The organism is bacterium (assembly GCA_019912885.1).
Lineage (GTDB): Bacteria > Lernaellota > Lernaellaia > JACKCT01 > JACKCT01 > JAIOHV01.
In genome coordinates this window covers 1-21588 of sequence record JAIOHV010000048.1, presented here as the reverse complement: position 1 = coordinate 21588, position 21588 = coordinate 1, and the positions used below count along the sequence as shown (strand labels likewise).

General features: G+C 64.3%; 15 protein-coding genes. 6 read left to right on the top strand and 9 right to left on the bottom strand.

Annotated elements, in window-relative coordinates; genetic code table 11:
* Position 1 precedes the first annotated feature (1 nt).
* From K8I61_04025 to K8I61_04010, 4 genes are all read right to left on the bottom strand, one after another.
* Positions 2 to 1390 (bottom strand): B12-binding domain-containing radical SAM protein, encoded by a 1389-nt coding sequence (locus K8I61_04025; protein ID MBZ0271178.1) that lies wholly within the window; start codon positions 1388 to 1390, stop codon positions 2 to 4.
* A 21-nt stretch (positions 1391 to 1411) separates the two neighbouring features.
* The gene (locus tag K8I61_04020; protein MBZ0271177.1) at positions 1412 to 2803 is read right to left on the bottom strand and encodes a B12-binding domain-containing radical SAM protein; all 1392 of its coding nucleotides are present in this window, start codon (positions 2801 to 2803) and stop codon (positions 1412 to 1414) included.
* A gap of 93 nt (positions 2804 to 2896) precedes the next feature.
* Entirely contained in the window at positions 2897 to 4615 is a 1719-nt protein-coding gene (locus K8I61_04015) for a DUF2079 domain-containing protein (GenBank protein ID MBZ0271176.1), read from the bottom strand.
* Entirely contained in the window at positions 4600 to 5925 is a 1326-nt protein-coding gene (locus K8I61_04010; GenBank protein ID MBZ0271175.1) for a hypothetical protein, read from the bottom strand. The genes K8I61_04015 and K8I61_04010 overlap by 16 nt, the downstream gene beginning before the upstream one ends.
* Positions 5926 to 6155: 230 nt before the next feature.
* On the opposite strand from K8I61_04010, the gene K8I61_04005 reads away from it, so the two are divergent.
* The 3 genes from K8I61_04005 (at position 6156) to K8I61_03995 (ending at position 10227) form a co-directional block, all read left to right on the top strand.
* Positions 6156 to 7610 (top strand): B12-binding domain-containing radical SAM protein, encoded by a 1455-nt coding sequence (locus tag K8I61_04005; protein ID MBZ0271174.1) that lies wholly within the window; start codon positions 6156 to 6158, stop codon positions 7608 to 7610.
* 263 nt (positions 7611 to 7873) lie between these two features.
* Positions 7874 to 9634, top strand: coding sequence for a glycosyltransferase family 39 protein (locus K8I61_04000; GenBank protein ID MBZ0271173.1), 1761 nt, complete (start codon positions 7874 to 7876; stop codon positions 9632 to 9634).
* A gap of 8 nt (positions 9635 to 9642) precedes the next feature.
* The gene (locus tag K8I61_03995; protein MBZ0271172.1) at positions 9643 to 10227 is read left to right on the top strand and encodes a transposase; all 585 of its coding nucleotides are present in this window, start codon (positions 9643 to 9645) and stop codon (positions 10225 to 10227) included.
* 87 nt (positions 10228 to 10314) lie between these two features.
* Here the strand turns inward: K8I61_03995 and K8I61_03990 are convergent, their stop codons facing one another.
* From K8I61_03990 to K8I61_03980, 3 genes are read right to left on the bottom strand one after another with little or no spacing between them, the layout of a single operon-like run.
* Positions 10315 to 11748: a B12-binding domain-containing radical SAM protein gene (locus K8I61_03990; GenBank protein MBZ0271171.1), complete on the bottom strand. Its 1434-nt coding sequence runs from the start codon at positions 11746 to 11748 to the stop codon at positions 10315 to 10317.
* The gene (locus K8I61_03985) at positions 11748 to 12794 is read right to left on the bottom strand and encodes a radical SAM protein (protein ID MBZ0271170.1); all 1047 of its coding nucleotides are present in this window, start codon (positions 12792 to 12794) and stop codon (positions 11748 to 11750) included. The genes K8I61_03990 and K8I61_03985 overlap by 1 nt, the downstream gene beginning before the upstream one ends.
* Complete coding sequence (locus tag K8I61_03980; protein MBZ0271169.1) at positions 12794 to 13870, bottom strand: radical SAM protein; 1077 nt, start codon at positions 13868 to 13870, stop codon at positions 12794 to 12796. Before K8I61_03980 ends, K8I61_03985 begins: the two co-directional genes overlap by 1 nt.
* Positions 13871 to 14317: 447 nt before the next feature.
* Between K8I61_03980 and K8I61_03975 the strand changes: the two genes are divergently transcribed.
* Positions 14318 to 15751, top strand: a complete 1434-nt coding sequence (locus K8I61_03975; protein ID MBZ0271168.1) for a B12-binding domain-containing radical SAM protein — start codon at positions 14318 to 14320, stop codon at positions 15749 to 15751.
* A gap of 55 nt (positions 15752 to 15806) precedes the next feature.
* Here the strand turns inward: K8I61_03975 and K8I61_03970 are convergent, their stop codons facing one another.
* Positions 15807 to 17291 (bottom strand): B12-binding domain-containing radical SAM protein, encoded by a 1485-nt coding sequence (locus tag K8I61_03970; GenBank protein ID MBZ0271167.1) that lies wholly within the window; start codon positions 17289 to 17291, stop codon positions 15807 to 15809.
* Positions 17292 to 17448: 157 nt separating this feature from the next.
* Between K8I61_03970 and K8I61_03965 the strand changes: the two genes are divergently transcribed.
* Positions 17449 to 19083 (top strand): B12-binding domain-containing radical SAM protein, encoded by a 1635-nt coding sequence (locus K8I61_03965; GenBank protein ID MBZ0271166.1) that lies wholly within the window; start codon positions 17449 to 17451, stop codon positions 19081 to 19083.
* Positions 19084 to 19115: 32 nt separating this feature from the next.
* Positions 19116 to 20537 carry a radical SAM protein gene (locus K8I61_03960; protein ID MBZ0271165.1) on the top strand — a complete coding sequence of 474 codons (1422 nt, stop codon included), beginning with the start codon at positions 19116 to 19118 and terminating at the stop codon, positions 20535 to 20537.
* Between the two features lie 96 nt (positions 20538 to 20633).
* Here K8I61_03960 and K8I61_03955 read toward each other — a convergent pair.
* On the bottom strand, positions 20634 to 21588 hold a 955-nt coding region (locus tag K8I61_03955; GenBank protein MBZ0271164.1), incomplete at its 5' end, for a radical SAM protein.

Below are 21588 nucleotides of genomic sequence, written 5' to 3'. Positions count from 1 at the left end.
ATCACATGTACTCCAGCACTTTTGTGAAGATGAATTTGAACTGACCGAACGTCTTGAATTTCGTGACGAACCGGAAAAACTGCCGGGGGCGCAGATAAAACAGCGACATCGCCTTCAAGCGCAGCAGTTGCAGCCGCCACACGGGCAGCTCGCAATACGAGAAATTGAATTTTTCGAAGTGATGCTGATCCCAGGGAATCGTCTGAAGCTGTCCCCATTCCTCAAGGCGCCTTGTGATCGGCGTGCCGGGAAACGGCATGAACGGATGGAAATGCGCCTGATCCAGCCCCAGCTCCAGCGACAGGCGGATCGTCTCGTTCATCTCGGCCTTCGTCTCGGTCGGGTAACCGAGGATGAAAAGGCCGATGGTGTCGAAGCCCTTCCGTCGAATGAGGCCGACCTTCTCCCTGACGAGTTCGGTCGTGACGCCCTTGCGCATGAACTTCTGCACGCGGCGGCTGCCCGCCTCGATGCCGACGGTGATCTCGTACATGCCGATCGACTTCAGAAGATCGAGCAGCTCCTCGTCGATGAGCTGCAGGTGGATGCCGATCGGCATGCTGACGATCAGATCCCAGTTCCGCCGTTTGAACTCCTCCACGAACGCGCGCACGTAACCGCGCTCGGTCGGGAAGTTGTCGTCCACGAAGCGGATCTCCGAAAATCCGAACTTGCGATGCAGGATCTCGATGTCTTCCATGACGTAATCGACGCTGTGCCGCCGCGTTTTCGCGCCGAACAGGATGTGATCGGTGCAGAATTCGCAGTGGAATGGGCAGCCGCGGCTCGAGATGACGATCGCCGCGGGCGCGCGGCGCGAACCGCCGGCGAGGTTTTCGCCGTGGTAGCTTCGCGGGTCGAGTTCGTCCCAGTCGATATGCCCGAACGCATCGAGGTTTTGCGGAAACACACGATCGTTGACGCGAATCGTCTCGCCGTCGCGCCAGGCCAACCCCGGAATATCCTCCAGGCGCACTCCGTTCGCGCGGGAATGCGCCTTCATCAAAAGCGGCAGCGCCTCCTCCCCCTCGCCGGAGATGACGTAGTCAAGACGCGGGGCCAGGCGCAGCGTCTCTTCCGGGATCGCGGACGGGTGCGGCCCGCCGATCACGAACGGCACGCCGCGCGGAAGAAACGATCCCATCTCGTCGACAAGCTGCATCGTCTGCGCGAAATCGCGCGAGTAGCTCGAAAAGCCGACAATATCCGGCGGGCGGCGGCGAATGTCGTCGTAGTACGATTCCCTGGTCAGATCGCCATGGCCGACGTCACGGATGCGCGCCTCGTAGCCCGCGTTTCGCACCGTGCGGGCCATGTAACCAAGACCCAACGGCGCGATCGATGAAAACATGTATTTCGTGAGGTTGGGTCGGACCAGATCGACACGCATGGGTCTTTCGCGGCCACGCCGCTACGTGGCGTACTCCCATAGCTTTTCCATGAGGAATTTCGCCTGCCCGAACGAGCGCAGGCGTTTCAGGTTGCGCATGAACGCGCGCGGGCGGAACCAGAAGGTGACGATCGCCTTGAGACGCAGGTACTTCAGCGTCCGCGGCGATACCTTGCAGTAGGAGTAGTTCACGTTCTCCAGGTGGATGTGCTCCCACGGGTGTTCGCGCAAGAGCCCCCAGTCGGCCAGGCGGCGCGTGATCTTCGTGCCCGGAAATGGCGTGAAGACGTTGAAGTGCGCGCCGGTCAGATCGAGCTCGCGCGCGAAGCGGATCGTATCCTCGATCTCCGCGCGCGTCTCGGTGGGATATCCCAGGATGAAAAACGCGGTCGTTTGCAGGCCCTTCGATTGCACGAGCTTGATCTTCTCGCGCACCACGTCTTTCGTGATGTTCTTGCGGATCATCTTCAGAACGCGCTCGTTGCCCGATTCGATGCCGCACGAGAACGAATACAGCCCGACGGACTTCAGCGCGTCGAGAACCTCGCCATCCACAAGGCGCAGGTGGATGCCCGCGGGAAACGAGATGGCGATATCGAAGTTCTTGCGCCGAAGCGCGTCGCAAAACTCCAGCACGTAGGATTTTTGCGTCGGAAAGTTGTCGTCCATGAAACGGATTTCGCGGAAGCCATATTTCTTGTGCAAAAGCTCGACGTCCTCGAGCAGGTGCTCGATCCCGTGGCGCCGAACGCGGTGGCCGTTGACCTCCGGCACCGAGCAGAACTCGCAGATGTACGGGCAACCGCGGCTGGCGAGCATCAGCGCCGCGGGCGCGTATTTCGTGAATCCGCCGAGGTTCTCGGCCTTGTACGTCCAGGGGCGCATGCCCTCCCAGTCGACGTGGCCAAGCGCGTCCAGGTCGGGCGGGAGCGTCGCCTCGTTCTTACGGACCTTGCCGCCCTCGCGCCACGCGAGGCCCGGGATGGTGTCGAGCACGGCGCCGGTGCGTCCCTCGAGCGCGTTCGCGAGCCGCGGCATCGATTCGTCGGCTTCGCCCATCAGCACAAAATCGACGCCCGGCAGAAAATCGAGCGTCTGCTCCGGTTCGAGCGTCGGGTGCCAGCCGCCGGCGACAAATGCGGTCGTGTCCGGCACGTGCTTTCGCGTTTCCTCGATCAAATCCCGCGCGCCGGGAAGCGTGCGCGAATAAATCTGAAAGCCGAGAAGCCCCGGGGGATCTCGGTGCAGGTCCGCGAAGAACTTCTCTTTCGTGTACCCCTCGTGGCCGATGTCCGCCCAAAGCACCGAATGGCCGGCGCGTTTGAGCGTGGTGCTCAAATAACCGAATCCCAAGGGAGGGATGCAGGTATAGAAATAGCGCGAGGCGCTGGGTCTGACGAGAACGGTTTTCATGCACCTTTTTCCGGTTTCATCACCGTGCCGGAACGCCATGGCGAAACGACGTACGTTACCACGGCGCGCTCACCCGGACCAAGGTGGCGCGGCTCACGTTTCAGGCCCGGAAGCGCCTGGCGGCCGGCTCACGGCACGCTCGATCTGCGTTTGCGAATAGACATCCACACCCACCCTGGGCTCCGGCAAAAAGGCGTCGCGATACGCGCGATAGTGGTTTTTCATCAGCTCGTCCCGGTGCTCCCGCAGGAAGGAGCGGACCTCGCCGTTCATCTCCGTCGGTTCGCCAAGCCGCCAGACGATGTAACCGTCGACAAAGATCGTGGCACCGTAGTCGGCGCGGTCGTTCACCATCTCCACGGCGTCGAGGTAAGCCGACCGGTCGCGCAGATATTCGAAGGCGAACAGGTCCACGAAGATGTACGCCTCGCGCACCTTGTCGAGGTTCCACTCGAACGCGCGTTGATCCGCGCGGCGCCCGACCGCGGGTGGATAAAGGTTCCACTGCGCGCGCAGCGACGCGTGCCGCGGGATGAGCGCGGCGACCTCCCAGCCCAGACGGTCGTGCTCGGTCATGTCGTAGTAGCGGTCGTCGAAGTGGATGTTGCCGGGGATCGGCCCGGCGATCATCGTCGGCCACAACACACGCACGGCGATTCCCGCGACGAGCACGGCGACGGCGGCCTGCCACGCGCGGGCCTCGCCGCGCCGCGCGGCCGCGTTGATGATCCGCGCCGCGCCGACGGCAAATCCCGCCATGAGAAATCCGACGATGAACAGGTGGTTGTTATGAAGGAAGACCAGCGGATGGAAGACGGCCGGATACGCATTCTGGAAATACTGGCCGTGGATCATGCTCGTCGTGGACATGAGGATGAGCCCAATGTCCGGAAGCGCACCCCAGAAATATCGCCCCGCCGCCGCCGGCAAGAACAGAAGCGACCCCAGCAGCACCACGTGCGCGAGGTTCGCGGGGCTCAGCATCTGCGCGATCGTGTGGATCGGCCGCGTGAAGATCGTCGCGATCGCCTGGCCGACGTCCTCGCCGTAGAGCGCGATGTGCAGCATCTCGGTGGTGATCGTCAGGTTGGCGCGCGAGGCGATGTAGCCCATGACGCTCCCCAGCGACACAAACAGGAAAAGCGCGGCGAAAAAGACCCCCATGCCCCAGCGCTGCCGCGGAGCCATCACCCAAAACAGCAGCCCGGTGAACGCGACCGAGAGCATCATCGTCACCTTGCCGAGACCCGCGAGCACGAGCAGCGTCGCGGCCAGCTTCGTTCGCCCGTGCCTCTGGGCGAGCACGAATCCGACAACGCACGGCGCGGCGAAAAGGCTTGGCCGAAACCCGAATGTGAACAATGTCCAGAGGTAGGGATTGGCCGCCAGCGCGACCGTTGCGGCGAACGACGCCCACGGCCGCCGCGTCAGCCGCAGGAGGACGAGATACGCCAGAAACACCGCGACGCACAAATAGAGTCCCTGCAGCGCGAACAGCGCGCGCGGGTGCGGATAAATTCGCCACGCCGCGATCGCAAGCAGGTTGCTCGGTTCCTGAAACGTCGCGAAGAAAAGGTAGGGGTCTTTCTCGTACAGATTCCCGAAGCCGCCCTGCCGGATCGTATTGTAGTAGTGCGTGACGTGCTGCAGATCGAAGTGCGTCACATCCAGACTAAGATATTTGCGGTTATTGAAATGGATCGTCAGCGCGTAAAGCGCGACGGCCGCGATCAACGCGAGGGCCGTCGCGGCCCGCGCACCCGGCGCCGGCGCACCCGATGCGAACTTCGGGCTCGTCAGTTCGTCGGGCATTTCCCCGCGATCTCCGTGCACGCGTTTCCGAGGATGCAGCCGACGCGCTCGCGCGACCAGCCGGCCTCGCAGGACGTGACGCATCCATCGACCTCCCACGCGTTCACCAGGCCGCAGCCGGCGAGCTTGCGGCACGAGGGGACGCACAGCGCGGACGACGCCAGACCTTCGTCCTCGGGCGCGGGCGATTCGGCGTCCTCGCCCGTGTCCCGGCTCCCGTCTTCACCGTCCGTCGTCGGGGTGCTCCCGCCCGCCGGCGCGCCGGTTCCGTCCAGGCACGCGGTGAGCGTCGTGCAGTCGCCCTCGGCCAGACACGCGCGCTCGGCGCCGGTGAAAATATCCTCGCACTGCCGCGAGCAAGCCTCGTAATCGGCGACGTCGAACGCGCCGCAGGCGATCAGGATCGCGCAGATGTCGGGGCATTGGACGGCCGGCTCGTCAAAGCAGGCCGTCGCGCTCTCGCAGGAGACGGAATCCGCCAGGCAAATCGCCAGCGGCTCGCTCCATTCGGCCTCGCAACTTGCGAGGCACGCCTCGGTCGTCGTGCTCGTCAACTCGCAATCGAACGCCACCGCGCACGCTTCGTAACATAACTCCTCGGCCAGCAGGCCTTCAAAGCAGTACGACATCACCTCGTCGCACGCACGATCCATGATGCAGTGGCGAAGCGGCGTTTCGAAATCCGTCGCGCAGGTTGCGTAACACGCCGTCAGATCGCCCGTCTCCTCGATGATCCCGCAGGCGGACATCTTTTCGCAGACGGCCGGGCATGGCGCGCGCGTCTCCCGGTCCAGGCACGCGGCCACGGCCGGCCCGCACGAAACGACGTCAAGACACGCGCGCTCGCGGCGCGACCAGGATTCGATGCAGACCGTCTCGCAATCGCCGCCAAGGTCGAGCCATTCACACCCGGCGAGGCGATCGCACACGCTCGTGCACAGCTCGTCGTCGGTCGGCTCGAAGCATTCCGTCTCGATGCGGTCGCACGCCACCGTCGCGACGCACGCGCGCGTCGGAGCGTCCCACACATCGACGCACCACGGTTCGCACATCTCCATATCGTCAAGCAGCCCGCATTCGACGACGCGCTCGCACGGCGCCCGGCAGGCCACGCGCAGCGGATCGGGCGTCGCCGCGGGCGGCGGCGACTCCGGCGGCGCGAACGCGAGCGGCGCACCGCCGTTTTCGAAGGGGTCGGGCGCGAGCGCGCCGATCAGCAATACGAAAAGCAAACCCGTCGCAGCCGCGAAAAATGCCGCGAGGCGCTCCATGCGGCGCGCGCGGGCGGTATCGTCGGTTTCGTTGGTCATTGGAAGTTCGGATGATCCGGGCGGCATATTAGAGGCAATTTCGAGGAGGCCGAAAGGCTGGACGACGGCGACAATATCGCCTTACGGTCACGGTTTGGGCCTGACGCGATTCCCGGCCGTGATCCTGAGTCCGCATTCGCGCCCCAAAGTCGCCGATGTAAGCGCGCGAACATTCGAAAATCGCGGCGCTGTTTCTTTCAAACGCGTAACCGCGCTAGTATCGACCGACCATGGCGCGTATCGCACTCGTTCAGCCGATGACCAACATTTTCGACGCCGGGAAAAAGCTCCCGACGCCGCCGATCTCGCTGCTTTGCGCGGCGCGTTACCTGCACCCGGACCACGACGTGCGCATCGTGGACGTGCGCATCGACAAGGACTGGCGCGGCACGCTCGCGCGGTTGATCGACGAGGGCGTGTCGGTCGTCGGCACCCATAGCATCACGGGGGACCAGATCTTCTCCGCGCTCGACGTGACACGCTTCGTGAAAAGCGTGAAGCCCAACCTGCCCGTCATCTGGGGCGGTATCCACGGCACGCTCTTCCCCGATCAGGTGCTCGAGGAGCCGAGCGTCAACTACGTCGTGCGCTTCGAGGGCGAGCACACCTTCCGCGAACTCGTCGATACGATCCTCGACGGCGGCGATGTCTCCGGCGTCGCGGGCGTGTCGCGGCGCATCGACGGGCAAAACCTGCACAACGCGGAACGGCCGTTCGTGTCGATGGACGAATTGCCCGACATCCCGTTCGAGCTTTTGCGGCGCAATCCGTGGTTTCTCGTCGACGGCAAGCCGACCGTTTACATGGAGACGAGCCGAGGCTGCCAGTCGGCGTGCACCTACTGCTACAACAACTCGTATCACAAACGCTCGTGGCGCGGCCAAAAAGCCGAGACGGTGCTCGGCGTGCTCGATCGCCTGCACGCGAAGATCCCCGAGGTGAAGCATCTCTCGTTCGTCGACGACAATTTCTTCGGCGCGCGCCGGCGCACGGCCGAACTGCTCGACGGTCTGATCGCGCGCGGCGCGCCGTTCACCTACCAGGTGCAGGGCGCGCACATCGGCGTCGTCGGCAAGATGGAGCGCGAGGACTTCGAGCGCCTGCGCGCGTCCGGGTGCGTCCGCCTGGATATGGGCGCGGAGAGCGGATCGGAGACGCTGCTACGCCAGGTCCTCAAGATCACGAGCCCCGAGCGCATTCTGCGCATCAACGCGATGTGCCGCGAGGTCGGCATCACGCCGTGGTTCAACCTCATGACCGGCATGCCGCAGGAAACCGAGAACGACCTTCGGCTGACGATCGATCTGGGGCTTCGCATCACGCGCGAGAACCCGCGCGGGCTGGTCTCGCCGTTTTACATCTACGCGCCCTACCCCGGCACGAACCTGTTCGCGACGGCCGAGCAGCTCGGTTTCGCGCCGCCCAAGTCCATCAATGACTGGCGAGGCCTGCACTCCGGCGACCGCGCGACGCCGTGGCTCAACAAGGCGGGCCGGCAATTGCGCAAGTCGGTGTATTTCCTGTCGATCTTCATCGATCGCAAACTCGAGTTCTACGATTCGACGCCACTCACGAAACTCGCCGCGCGCTTGTATCGCCCCATCGCGCGCCTGCGCATGAAGTACCGGTTCTTCCGCCTGATGCCGGAAAAATACGTGTTCTTCCGCGCGTTCAATATTTCGTAGTTCCCGACCCCAGCGCCAGGATATCAGGGCCGCAAACGAAGCCGCCGCAGGCGGCAAAGTGCGCGGTCGATACCGCCCCGGCATCGCCGCTCTCGCTGTTCGTTGTGCTGATGCGGCGCCGACCGCGCACTCCGCTGCGCTCCGTTTGCGGCCCTGACATCGCGTGCCGACGGCGCGCTCCGTTCGCGGCTCCGACATCGCTCCCTTGCCCCGCCGCGCCGCGCTCGCCAACATAGCCGCATGATCCATCCGGCGCGGCGCGCGTGAGCATCCTCGACGACGCATTTTCCGAACGCGGCGGCATCGTGCGCAACGTCGCGGTCGCGCTCGCGTTTGTCGCCATCGCGCTTGCCGGCGCGTGGATGCGCGTGCCGATCCTGGACGACGTCATCTGCGATCCGGATGTCGCGGGCGCGGCTTACAGCGCGCAGTTCTTCTTTGAGCCCGGCTCCGTCTACGCGAACGCGGTCGAAACCAAGCCGCCGCTGACGTATCTGCTCTTCGAGATCATCTTCCGCCTGTTTGGCCGCTCGATGTACCCCGTGTGGATCTTCGCGATCTTCTACCACGCCGCGTGCTCGCTTCTGGCGTTTCTCATCGTGCGGCGGCTTGCCGGCGTCGCCGGCGGCGTGGCCGCGGCGTTTCTCTACGCGACGTATTCGACGATCACCACCGGCAACGGGCTTTGCGCGAATTTCGAAACATGGACGATCCTGCCGACGCTGTTGGCGCTCTACCTGCTCATCGGCGCTTTCACGCGGCCGATCCAGAAACGCGCGCACCTGTTTTTCGCGGGCGCGTTCGTCTCCGTCGCGGCGATGTTCAAGCAGCAGGCGGCGATGTACGTCATCGCGTTCGGCATCGCGGTGATCGCCGAATCGCTGTTCGCGCCGCGCAGCCGCAAGACCGCACCCATGCCGGTCGCCGTGGCGCTCTATATCGCCGGGGGCCTCGTGGCGGCGCTGCCGGTCGCGCTGTACTTCGCTTCAAAGGGCGGGCTCGACGACCTGGTCCGCGCGCTCAATCCAGCGAACTACCTGGGCTACGCCTCCACCGAGGGCTGGGGCTTTTTGACGATCCAGCTTCAGGATTCGCTGTGGCCGTTTTTCCGAAACGTCCAGACGCTTTTGTTCCTCGTGTACCTCGCGCTGATTCCGCTGCCGCTGCCGCCGGGCGAGATGGCCGAGGACCTGCGCCGCGGGCGCTTCCTCATTCCCGCGTACACACTGGCGACGCTGTTCGCCGTCTTCGCGGGCACGAAGTTTTTCGACCACTACTTCATCCTTTTGGTGCCGATGCTTGTCATCCTCGCGTCGAGGTTTGTCGGCCGCGTCGCGATGACCGACGAAGTGCGCCCGGTGCTAAAGGCGCTGGTGCTTTTCATGCTCGTCCCCATCGCGGGGCAGGACCTGCACCTGGAAACCAGCTCCGCGACGCAGGCGACCGCCAACGTGGTTTCGACCGGCCGCGCGAACTGGACCGAGTCCGCGGACTTTTCGTGGGAGGAAACCAAGGCGCCACGCTTTTCGACGTTCAGCAAGCGCGCGAAGAAACTCGGCGAGTGCCTCTCGCAAAACGCCGCGCCCGGCGACACGATCTTCGTTTGGGACTACGCGCCCCACGTCTATTTCTATTCGGGCCTGCGCGCGCCGACGCGGCACTTCATGTATTTCGATGTCGCGGTCGATCTGCCGCTCGGCTCGGGCCGGTGGCACGCCGCGGAATCCGCGCGCGTGCGCGAAAACCGCGACGAGCTGATGCGCGATCTGGAGAACGCGAAACCGCTCTACTTCGTCACGTTTGAGCCGCCGGACCCGCGCAAGATCTGGCTGCACATCACCGACCCCGCCCCGCTGTTCGACGACCTCGACCGCTTCCGCGCCGCAAACTACGCGCATGATGCTGAATGCGCCGATCGGTACTTTGTCGTGTGGAAACGGGCCGGGAGCGCAGGCGTCTCGCCTGCTTCGATTGCGACGCGCCGGGAGCGCAGGCGTCTCGCCTGCTTCGAAAAAGAGGCATAATCACGGCGATGCCCGACCAATATCGCCACGGCTGGCACTCGCGCGGTTATCTCCCGCATTTCGACAGCGCGTTCGCGACGCAACTCGTCACATATCGCCTTGCCGACGCCATGCCTCGCGATGTCGTCGAACGATTGCGCCTTTCCGCCGAACACGAAGGCGATGCCGCGTTACGAAAGAGGCTCGATTCGTACCTCGACGCGGGCCGGGGCGCGTGCTGGCTGGCGCAAGAGAACATCGCGGAGATCGTCGTAAACGCGTGGAAGCACTTTGACGGCGACCGCTATCGCTTACACGCGTGGGTCGTCATGCCAAACCACGTGCACGTGATCGTGCAGCCGATAGCGCCGCATCTGCTCGCGAAAATCGTTCAATCGTGGAAGTCGTTTACGGCGAAGCAAATCAACAAGGCCGTGGGTCGCGAAGGCCAAGTGTGGCAGGTCGAATATTGGGATCGATTCATTCGGAACGAAGAGCACTACAAAAGCGCGGTCACTTATATTCACGAAAATCCGGTGGTCGCGGGCCTGGTCGCGCGGGCGGACGAATGGAAATGGAGTAGCGCGAATGCTCACGCGAGCGGCGACGAGTGAATCGAAGCACGCGGGACGCCTGCGCTCCCAGGAAGTCGCAAACTAAGCAGGCGGGACGCCTGCGCTCCCGGCGCGCGCTCCCCCCGGCTATGCCTCCGCGGGCCGCGAGCGCGAGAGCAGTGTGCGGGCGTAGGCGGCGCGTTTGCGGATGGCCGCGAAGGACGTGATGCCGCCCAGGTGCTGGAGGATCTTGCGCGGGCGCAGGTAGTGGCGGCGGTACATCTGTTTGGCGATGCCGAAAAGCTCGTCCGCGGGCGGCGCCTCGGGCCACGTGGGCACGGTGAACGGCCGCGTCGGGTTTGCGGAAAACGCGCGCCAGTGATCTTGCGCGTAGAGCCCCTTGGCCACGCCCTCGTCGTAGAAATCCGTCGCCGGATACGCCACGAACACGGAAACATGCACGTGGTCCGGGTCGATTTGACGCAGAAAGTCCCGCGAGGCGCGCAGGTCGTCGATCGTCTCGTCCGGATTGCCGACCATCATGTACGCGAGGCTACGCAGCCCCACCTTTTTCGTCAGCGCGAACATGTCGCGGATGACGGCGGGATCCTTGATGGGGCGGTTCATGCGCTTCAAGACGCGCTCCGAGCCGGACTCGACGCCGAACGTGATAATCGAACATCCGGCGTCCTTCATCGAACGCAGGACTTCCTCATCGACCGTGTTGATCGTCGCGCGCGCCATCCACTCGAAGCAGAGCTTCTCGTCCTTGATACGGTCGCACAACTCGAGAACGCGCTTGCGCTTGATGGTCAGCACCTCGTCGTAAAACAGGATGCTGCGATAACCGAGATCGAGGCAATGACGCACATCCGAAACAATGCGTTCCGGGCTGTGGTAGCGGTATTTCTTGCCCGTCACCGAATGGCTGCAAAAGTGGCAGCGGAACGGGCACCCGCGCGAGGTGACCATCAGCATCGTCGGGTGCGTGTCGGTGATGACCGACGAATAAAGCGCCGGATCGAGCGCCTCGTACGCGGGACGCGGCACGGAATCCAGATCGGCGATCGGCGTCGCGAAGCCCGTGCTGACGACTTCGCCACCCGCGCGCGCCATGATCCCCGGCACGTTCGCGAGCGCGGCGGGATTGTCGATCGAACGCAGGTACGCGGGAAAGCTTTCCTCCGCCTCGCCGAGGAACACGGCATCGACGCCCGGCAGGTTGAACGTCTCTTCCGGATAGAGATACGGCTGCAAGCCTCCGATGACGATCTTCGCGCGCGGTGCTGCCTTCTTCGCGGCCGCGAGATTTTCCATGACGTCCGGCAGGTTGAACGTGATGCACGTGATCGCGACGACGTCGGGATCGTACGCGGCGACGTGGCACTCGATGCCCGCCGCGTCGAGATCGAGCGCGTGCGCGTCGAGCACGCGCACGTCGACGCCGGGAACCAGTCGCGCGGCGGCCGCGATGTAGAGCAGGCCGACGGGTTGATTCTTGCCGCGCACCTTTTCGATTTCCTTCGGCAGGTTCGCCTGAAGGATCTTGCGCTCGGAGGGGTTGAGCAGAAGAACGCGCATCAACTCGTCGGGCCGGTCGCCACCGCTTTCGCGAAATCCGCGCCGGGCGCGCGGCGGAGAAGCTCAAACCGCCCCGAGAAATCCGCGTCGCACGCGGCCAGGCACGGCTTGTCGTTGTCGGCGAATTCCGGCACGCCCCCCATGCGGCGCCAGATATCGGCAAGCGGCTCGTGCAAAAGGTTGCCGAAAGAGCCTTGCAGCACCGCGCACGGAAAGACGTCGCCGTAGGGCGTGACGTAGATTTTTTCCGAGCCCGCCGGGCAGCCCTCGCCCGCGAAGTTGTTGCTGCCTTCCCAGCGCACGCCGGGCATGCGCATGAGCTTTCCGAACGCGCGGCGCTCCGTGTCCGAGACGTTCGGCGCGCGGCACGACCAGTTGGCGCCGACCATGTACGACCAGTTGACGGTCAGCGTGCCGCCGAGCTTTTTCGCGAGGCGCGCGGTGCGAAAGATCGAGCCGTCTTCCGCGTTTTCGCGCGTGAGGATCGTGGTGAAAAAGATCGGGATGCCCGCGCCGTGGAGCGCTTCGACCGACGCCATCAATTTGTCGAACGCGCCCTCCCGGCCGCGGGAGGCGTCGTGCGTTTCGGCGTCCGGACCGTCGAGCGAAAGCAGCACGATCGCGACGCGCGCCTTCTCGAGTTCGCGCGCGACGCTCGCGTCGATCGAAAGGCCGTGGCTGGCGAGCGTCACCAGCAGATCGCGCCGGCGCGCCGCGCGCGAGGCGATCTCGAAGATGTCCTCGCGCATCAGCGCCTCGCCGCCCGTGAGGTTGACGAAGATCGCTCCGAGGCTCGCGATGGCGTCGATGGCGGCGACGGCCTGGCTCGTTTCCATCTCGCGCCGCGCGCGGTCGATGAGCGGTTTGGTCAGGCAGAAATCGCAATCGAGCTGGCAGCGATACGTGACGCAGAACTCCGCGCCACGCAGCGGCCGGCGTTCACCGCGCCACGCGCGCACGTAACCCTTCGCCATGCGCGGAAGCACGAGCGGAAATTTCGCGGCGAGCCGCATCTCGGCAAGGTGTCTGGCGCCGGCGGCGGCCATCAGTTCCCCTGCGTCGAAAACGCCGGATGCTGCTCCACGGGCATCGGATGCACGGCGCCTTTCACGACCGGCTCGATGTAAACGCGGTAGAACTCCGGGTTCTCCGCGACGAGGCAATGATCGTGAATCTTGTTGAAGGGGCTGGTCGTCAGCATTTCGTTCCAGATCACCGCCAGCGGTTTCTCCGTGACGTTGCCGAACGAGATGTGCGTGAAGTTGCACGGCATGATGTCGCCGTACGGGCTGATGTAGAGCTTTTCGATGCCCGCCGGGCAGCCGTCCTTGAAGTAGTTGGACGAGCCTTCCCAACGTACGTTGGAAAACGCCATCAGCTTGCGATGGAAATCCTTGCCCTCGGCGTCCAGGTGCACGTCCGCGCCGTCCCATCCGCCGATCTGGAACGGCGGATTGATCGTCAGCATCGCGCGCTTTTGCGAGGCGAGCTCGATCATCTTGTAGATGTCGCCGTTTATCATGTTCTCGCGCGTCAGGATCGTGTTGAGGAACACCTCGATGCCCGCGTCGGTCAGGTGATCGATGGCGTGCATCAGGCGCTCGTAGCAGCCCTTCAGGCCGCGGCTCTTGTCGTGCGTCGCCGCGTCCGCGGAATCCAGGCTCATCGTCACGACACGCACGCCCCACCGGGCGAGATCGCGCGCCTTTTGCGGCGAGATCGGCGCTCCGTTGGTCGCCAGCGACACGACGGTCTTTTTGGGATTGCACGCGGCGACGAGATCCGACAGGAACGGCACCATGATCGCTTCGCCGCCGGTGAGGTTGATGTTCAGCGCGCCGAGCTCGATCGTCTGACGCAGCGTGTCCTGCATCTGCGCGACGGTCATCAACGGCCGGTTGGGGTGATTCGCGCCGAGCTTGGTGATGGAGCAATGCCCGCACTTGGCGAAGCAATCGAAGTTGCACGCGAACTCGATAAAACGCAGCCGCGGCTGGCCGAGCATCAGGCGGACGTAGTTTTCCGCCGCGCGCGGCATGACGCCCGGGAACATCCACACGTACCGGATGTGCTTGCGCACGCGATCGACGAATCCCGGTTGCACTCCGATTTGATAGGGCATGCGCACTCCCCGTTCGTTCATCGCATGCTAAGCCCCCGGGTCCGCTTCCCGCAAGCCCGAAAACGTTCGGCGCGGCGCACGGATTTTGATTTGCCTCGAGCCTTGCCCGCGAGGCGCGCCGCGGACCGATTCCCTTTCCGGACGGCTTTCTTGATCGGCCAGCGCGCCGACACATCGAAAAAATTCCTTGCCACGGCGAACTTTCCGCGCTAAAAGATATTACCAAGAAAAGAATTTGCGCCCTACGTAACCAATTTCCCGTTCGCGATGACGGGCCGATGGACGTTGCGAATTGCGTCATCCGGTCCCGCCTCGCGGGAAAAATTTTTCTGGTACGCTTGATGACCTTTTTCATCGTACGAACCGAAATTGGCGGAAGGTTTTTTCATGGCGCGCGTTCTTTTGATCAAGCCCCGTCTCGGGCGCCGACAGGAGTTTGGGACATCTATGGGCCCGCCGATGGGGCTCATCGGTCTGGCCGCGTACGCGCGTGCCAACCGGCCGGGGCGCGACGACTTCCATCTCGTTGACGAGCGCATCGCGCCGCTTACGCCGGCGGACTACGAGCGACTTCTCGCGGATTTTTCGCCTGACTTTGTCGCCATGTCCGTGCTGACCGCGGAGGCCGCGCGCGCCGGCGCGCTCGTCCGCCTTCTCAAACGTCTCGCGCCAAATACGCCCGTTGCGATCGGCGGGCCGCACGCGAGCGCCTGTGGCGTTTCCCTGCTGGAGGACATGCCCGTCGATTTCGTCGTCGCCGGCGAGGGTGAACGCGCTTTCGTCCGCCTTATCGACAACGCGAACGGCGCGCCGGTCGAAGAACTCGCGGGAACGAGCGGGCTTTCGTTTCGCCATCGCGGCGAGATTTGCACGACGGACGCGAATCGCGATCTGATCGAAGACCTGGACACGCTGCCGATCCCGGCGTGGGACCTCGTGGACCTCGATACGTACGAGATCTCGCGCCGCATGACGCCGGTCATCCTCGGGCGTTATGGCGTGCTGTTCACCTCGCGCGGGTGCCCGTACCGCTGCACGTACTGCCATGACATCTTTACCAAGAAATTTCGCGCGCAGAGCCCCGCGCGCGTCGTCGACGAGATCGAATACCTCATCGAAAACCACGGCGTAAATGAGTTCGAGGTGATCGACGACATTTTCAATCTCAAGCGCGAACGCGTCTTGGCGATCTGCGAGGAGATCAGGCGCCGCCGCCTTGTGACGCGGTTTTCCTTCCCCAACGGCGTGCGCGCCGACCGGCTCGACGAAGAGGTGTTGCGCGCGCTCGCGTCCGTGGGAACCTTCTCGATGGCTCTCGCGGTCGAGACGGCGAGCCCGCGGCTGCAGAAGTACATTGAGAAGCACAACAACCTCGACCGCGTGAAACGGACGGTCGAAATCGCGGACAGACTCGGCATCTTCACCTGGGGATTTTTCATGCTCGGCTTCCCCACGGAAACGCGTGCGGAAATGCGAAAGACCGTACGATTCGCGGCACGCTCCAAATTCTGCGCCGCTTTGTTTTTTCAGGTGACGCCATTCGCCGGTACGGAAATGACACGCCGGCAGATCCCGCCAGGTGCGCTCGACTTCGTGGCGCACATGCGCGCGGCCGCGCTCACCGGCGAGGGTCCGTTTGGGGATTACTACTGGCAACGCAGCCGCATCTCCAACGTCGGGCCGACGGAGCTTGGTCTGCGCATGGCTGTCGCGAACCTGCGTTTTTACCTGGGGCCGCGGCGCGTCGTGCGGATCGTGCGGCGATTTTCCGGGCGGCGTGTGCAATTGGTGCACGGATTCGTCAACCTGATGGCATATTGTCTCGTGAAATATCCGCGCAATCTGATCGCGCAACGCGATTCGCCCGCCGAGGCCGCTTAGCCTTGGTCCACGCGGTGACGACGCGACAGCCGGTGGGACCCCCAGTTCCGGGCCACTACGCCGCGTCGGTCAGCTTCTCGTCGCTCCGGTCCGAAAATCGAACGACGACGGTCTTGCCCTTGCGAATCCGCGTCCACGCAAATCTCGCGAATTCGCGCGCGAGATGCGCACCGCCCTTGACGTAATGCCAAAGCTCTCGCGTCGCCCGAACGCCGCGCGCAATGCGCCAGAGGTTTTTCGGGTGCAGATAAAATCCGAGCGCCGAGCGCAATAGCCACCGCGCCAGGGCGTCGTTCGCGTGGCCGTTCGGCGCGGTCGTCGCGAATCGCTCGTGGTAGCCGCGCGTGTAGCAGGCGATGAGATCCTCGTTCAGCGCGCGGTCGTGCGCGGGAATCGGTCCGGAACCCGGCAACGGCAGATAAATTCCAAACAACACAAACCACACCTGCGAGCGCCGCAACATCCGGTTCGTTTCGGCGACGGAGCGATCGGACTCGCCGGGCGATCCAATCAGCACGTAACCGACCGAGCGGATGCCCGCCTTGTGCGTCCACGCGAGCGCGCGGTTGGTGCGTTCGACCGCGAGGCGCTTGCCGATGTTCGTCAGCACGTCCTCGGCGTAGGACTCGATACCGTACGCGATGAGATAGCACCCCGAATTCGCCATCAACGCGAGCAGGGCCGGATCGACGAGATCGAGCCGCGTTTTGCAGGTCCATTTGAACGGGCGCGGCATGCGGGAAAAGCCCTCGCACAGACGGCGCGCGCGTTTCATGTTGAGCGTGAAGGTCGGATCGACGAAATGGATTTCGTTGACGCCCGAGGCCAAAAGCTCGCGCACCTCATCGAAAACGACCTCGTCCGGCCGCTCGCGCGCGGTTTTGTCGATGGCGCAAAACGAGCAGTCGTAGCTGCACCCGCGCGCGGTTTCCAGGAGAGACACGGGCGGCGCGATACCGTACGGCGGGTGCATGCGGTGCGTCGATTCCGGCCAAAGCGAACGCATCGGATGGATCTCGCGCGAAAGGTCGGCGGGCGTCGCCGGCGCGGTGAGACGCACGGCGTCGTTCGTGCGTAATGCGAGCCCGGGCACGTCAACAAGCTCGTCGGCGCCCTTGCCGTCGAGAAGGCGCTGCGCGAGCGGCAAGATCACCTCCTCGCCCTCACCGGTTGCCAGGATGTCGAACGCCGGGAACTGATCGAACAGGATCGACGGCTCGATGATGTTGCACGGCCCGCCAAGCACGATGTGCGCATCCGGCTTGCGTTCGCGGATGACGCGCGCGATCGCGTGCGTGGGGACGAGATTGATGACCTTGGACGTCAGCGCGTACACGCGCGCGTCTGGCAGGCGATCGGGATGCGTAAGGGGGCTGTTGGCGTCGAATTGCGCATCGAGATAACCAACCGACACGCCGGCGTCGAAGAGAAGCCGACCCAGATAACCCAGCCCCAGATGGGGCATCGGGTATATGCCGCTGAGGTTGAAGCCGTAGCGGCAAAGGGGCGTATTGACGAGACAGACATCCACCGCGGCCATGCGTTTGCCATAACACCCGCCCCGCAGGTTGGCAATCGACCGGGACGATCCCGGATCGGGGGCGGCTCACCGAACCGGCGTATTTGGCGCGATGCGGCGTGACAGCGCGCCGCCCTTCCCGTATCGTGACGGCTTCCCTGACAAGCGCGGGCAGGCGATGCGGGTTCTATTCGTCGAGCATATACAGGTAACGCTGCCGATCGAGAATCTGTCGGCGTATCTCAAGCGTGCCGGGCACGCCGTCGACGCGTTTTTCGATCCCGGCCTTTTCGACGACAGCAATTTTCACTGGCCGCGCGTGGCGCGCCGGTTCAGCCATGTGCCGCTGCTGCTTCAGAAGGTGTCGGATTGGCGGCCCGACCTCGTGTGTTTTTCGGTCGTCACGGACTACTTCGGCTGGGCCGCCACGCTCGCGAGCGCGATCAAGGAACACTTCGATGTTCCGATCGTCATCGGCGGCATCCATGTGACCAGTGTGCCCGAACAGGTGATGACGCACCCCGCGTTCGACTTCGGGGTACTGGGCGAAGGCGAGGAGGCTCTCGCCGAACTGTGCGACGCGCTCGAAAACGCGAAGCCGTACGAATCGATCGCGAATCTGGCGTACAAGACGGGCACGCCCGCCGGATTCCACGCAAATCCGCAACGCCCGTTCATTCAGGATCTCGATTCGCTTCCGCATCCGGACAAGGAATTGCTGCGCGATGTGTGGAAGCGGCATTACGGCGCGCGTTATCACGCCATCGCGTCGCGCGGCTGCCCGCATACATGCTCGTATTGCTGCCACTCGTTCTTGTTCAAGGAGAGCCGACGCCAGGGGCTTGGCCGCTATCTGCGCATGAAGAGCGTCGACCATTTTCTCGACGAGCTCGAGTCCGCGCGAGTCCGTTACGGCATCCGTGAGATCCTGATTCACGACAACGTGCTCACCGCGGATCGCGCGTGGTTCAAGGAGTTCGCCCGCCAATACCCGAAACGCGTTGGCCTGCCGTATTTCTGCTGGGTCGATCCGAATTCGGTGGACGACGAAATCGCGGGGCTGCTCGAATCGAGCGGCTGCGCGGCGGCCTGGATCGGCGTATCGCGCGTGCCCGGGCAAGACGACAACGTCGTCAACCGCGCGAAGTTCGACAAGTCGATGCTTCGGGCGCTCGATGCACTGCGCCGCACGAACATCTACGTGCTGGCGGACAATATCGTGGGGCTTCCCCGGCAGACGAATCGCGATGTCGAAAATCTCATCCGGTTGTATCTCGACCATCCCGTCGATCGCACCGTCGTCTTCCACATCCGCTACTACCCGCGCATCGATCTCGTGAAGACGGCGCTGGAGGCAGGCGACCTTACGCCCGAAGACGTCGCGCGGATCGAAAGCGACGGCGGCACCAAGTCGTTCACCATGAAAGACGGCAACGCGAACGACGAATTGATGCGGCTTTCGAATCTGCTTTTGTTTTGCGTGTTGATTCCTCGCCGCGTGACCGAATGGCTCCTCGCGGACAAGCGGCGGCTTCGCCTCGTCCCGACGCGCTCGTTATTCCTGCAACAGCAGTTCATCGCCGATTACGTGGCGCGTCTCCGCCGCCGCAAGAGCCGCGTGCCCCTGATCAGCAGTTCGTGGCGCGTCGGGTACAACCTTGTCCGCGACGTCCTGCGGCGAGCCCTGTACCGCGGCGGACCTCTGACCCGCTATAGCCCGAATGTCACGCTCGTGCGGCCGCGCACGGCGCCCGCATTCCCGTCAGCGGGTTTCGCGCGCTTGCACACACAGGGCGCGGGACCGCTTACGTAGCTCCCGGTGCGATTTTTCCGTAGCGTTGAACCATGGCCGAAAGCCGCCCAACAGACGACAGACCGGCCATCGTGCTCCTCAATCCGCCGGGCACGCGGCGCTATCTGCGCGACTGCTACTGCAGCAGCGTCGACAAGGCGGGCTACTACTGGCAGCCGCTCGACCTGCTGTTGCAGGCCGCGCATCTGGCCCGGGATTTTCGCGTCGTGCTCGTTGACGCGATCGTCACGCGCCTCGCGCCCGCCGCGTGCCTGGAATTGATCGCGCGCGAGCGGCCCGTCGCGATTCTTTCGTTGTGCTCACACTTGTCCTGGCCCGAGGACCGGCCGTTTTTTCAGGCGCTGGCTACGCACGTCGACGCGCCGCTCTACCTTTCAGGCGACCTGCCGCGTTTTCAAAGCCGCGCCGTGATGGACGACGCGCCTTTTGTCGACGGTGTCCTGATGGACATCACCGCGCCGTGCCTTGCCGACCGGCTTCGCACCGGTGCGCACGCGGAACGCACGTCGATCACGCACCGGCGCGGCGGCGAAATCGTCGCGGGCGAGCTAGTCGGTCGTAAATGGTTTTCGCACCCCATACCGCCGCACGATATGTTTTTCGAGAAGGGCTACCGCTTTCCGCTTGGCCTTGCCGAGCCGGTGGCGAGCGTGCTGACGATGCACGGCTGTCCCTACCAATGCGACTACTGCAACACGGGCATGATCCATTTTTCGCGGCGCGAGCCGGACAATCTCGAAGCGGAGCTCGACCACCTGCACGCGTGCGGCATCCGCAGCCTGAAAATCTGCGACGCGACGTTCAACCACCACCCCACGCACGTGCGCGCGTTCTGCGAAATGCTGATCGAAAAGCGCTACGGCTTCCGCTGGTTTTGCTACGCCCGCGCCGACACGCTCGACGACGCGCAAATCGCGCTCATGGCGCGCGCGGGCTGCCGCTTTGTCGCGTTCGGGTTGGAGTCGGGCAGCGAGGCGATCCTCGCCGATCACAAGGAAGGCGCCGGGCTGCCCGCGACGTTCACCGCGCTTGAGGCGTGCCGCCGGCACGGCATCGAGACGCTGGGGCATTTCGTCATCGGCCTGACCGGCGAGACGAGCGACACGCTCGAGACGACGCGGCGCTTTCTGCGAACGGTGCCGCTCGATTACGCGTCGTTCAATCTGTTCGATCCACGCCCGGGCGCGCGGTTGCTCGGCGAAACCGTCACGCCGGAAAAGGCGCTGCGGGGCGCAACGCCAAACGACGACGCCGACCGTACCGACTCGCACGCGAACGGCGTTTCGCTCGCGGAACTGCGCGCATGGCAATCCGTGTTCTACCGCGCGTTCTATTGGCGGCCTCGCTACCTGCTTCGCCGCATCACGCGCATCCGCGACGCGCGCGTGCTGGCGAGATACCTGCGGCAGGGCCTGCGCGTGCTGCGGGCGGGACTGCGCGCATCCGAAACGTAGCGCGCCGCCACCGGCGATGTCAGAGCCGCAAACGAAGGCGAAGCCGGAGTGCGCGGTCCATACCGCCCTTTCGAACAGGCTCGGCGGACCGGGAGTTTACACAGGCGGAACGCCCGCGCTCCTTGGGCGAAGCGCTTCGCGAGCACGCCAGGCCGCGTCGTGCGCAAGCGCGGCAAAACCACGCGCCATCTCGCCGATCGAGATCGTCCCGCGGCGCAGGTGCCGCCAGATCAGGCGCGGGCGCAAGTAGTACGACAGGTTCGCCTCGCGCAGCAGCGCGCCGATTTCCTCCGACGACATTCCCGGCAGGCGCCACCCGGCCTCGCCCGGCTCGGCGCGATACTGGTTATTCCACTGATGCGCCGGCACGTCGCCAAGCGTCGCCTTGTGCTGTTCGTACATCGGCGAGCCGGGGTACGGCGTCACGCGCGCGAAGCTCGCCACGTCGGTGTCGAGCGCCTTTGCGAAGCGAATCGTCTCGCGCGCCATTTCGCGCGTCTCGCCGGGGAAGCCGATCATGTACAGCCCGTACGTGCCGATGCCGATCTCCTTACTCCAGCGCATCACGTCGATTGCCTGCTTCGGGTCGGCGCGCTTGTCGACCGCGTCGAGCGTGGCGCGGCTTGCGCTCTCGAATCCGTACATCAAAAATCGGCAGCCCGCGCTCTTGAGTTCGGCGAGCATCTCGCGCGACACCAGGTCGCACCGCGTCTCCGTGCCCCAGCGCACCCGATCGACCAAACCCCGCTCCTTCATCATCGCGGCGAACGCGAAGCCGTCCGCGGCCTTCAGCGGAAAGATCGCGTCGACAAAGCCGAAGTTCGTCACGCCGCGTTCGCGGTGCGTCGTTTCGATTTCGTCCACCACGCGGGCGATATCGCGGCGACGCACGCCCGGCGTCAGCGCGTTCTGCGAACAGTAGGTGCAATCCCACGGGCAGCCGCGCGATGCGGCCAGCGTAACGAGCGGCCCCTGCATCATGAAGCGCGGCGGGCATGGATAGTCCTCGACGCGAAACAGATCCCACGCCGGCGCGGGCAGATCGTCCAGG

Bases quoted from the DNA above. Each gene is read 5' to 3' on its own strand.
- K8I61_04025 (MBZ0271178.1), bottom strand. From the start codon at position 1,390: ATGCGTGTCGATCTGGTCCGACCCAACCTCACGAAATACATGTTTTCA.
- K8I61_04020 (MBZ0271177.1), bottom strand. From the start codon at position 2,803: ATGAAAACCGTTCTCGTCAGACCCAGCGCCTCGCGCTATTTCTATACC.
- K8I61_04015 (MBZ0271176.1), bottom strand. From the start codon at position 4,615: ATGCCCGACGAACTGACGAGCCCGAAGTTCGCATCGGGTGCGCCGGCG.
- K8I61_04010 (MBZ0271175.1), bottom strand. From the start codon at position 5,925: ATGACCAACGAAACCGACGATACCGCCCGCGCGCGCCGCATGGAGCGC.
- K8I61_04005 (MBZ0271174.1), top strand. From the start codon at position 6,156: ATGGCGCGTATCGCACTCGTTCAGCCGATGACCAACATTTTCGACGCC.
- K8I61_03995 (MBZ0271172.1), top strand. From the start codon at position 9,643: ATGCCCGACCAATATCGCCACGGCTGGCACTCGCGCGGTTATCTCCCG.
- K8I61_03990 (MBZ0271171.1), bottom strand. From the start codon at position 11,748: ATGCGCGTTCTTCTGCTCAACCCCTCCGAGCGCAAGATCCTTCAGGCG.
- K8I61_03985 (MBZ0271170.1), bottom strand. From the start codon at position 12,794: ATGGCCGCCGCCGGCGCCAGACACCTTGCCGAGATGCGGCTCGCCGCG.
- K8I61_03980 (MBZ0271169.1), bottom strand. From the start codon at position 13,870: ATGCCCTATCAAATCGGAGTGCAACCGGGATTCGTCGATCGCGTGCGC.
- K8I61_03975 (MBZ0271168.1), top strand. From the start codon at position 14,318: ATGGGCCCGCCGATGGGGCTCATCGGTCTGGCCGCGTACGCGCGTGCC.
- K8I61_03970 (MBZ0271167.1), bottom strand. From the start codon at position 17,291: ATGGCCGCGGTGGATGTCTGTCTCGTCAATACGCCCCTTTGCCGCTAC.
- K8I61_03965 (MBZ0271166.1), top strand. From the start codon at position 17,449: ATGCGGGTTCTATTCGTCGAGCATATACAGGTAACGCTGCCGATCGAG.
- K8I61_03960 (MBZ0271165.1), top strand. From the start codon at position 19,116: ATGGCCGAAAGCCGCCCAACAGACGACAGACCGGCCATCGTGCTCCTC.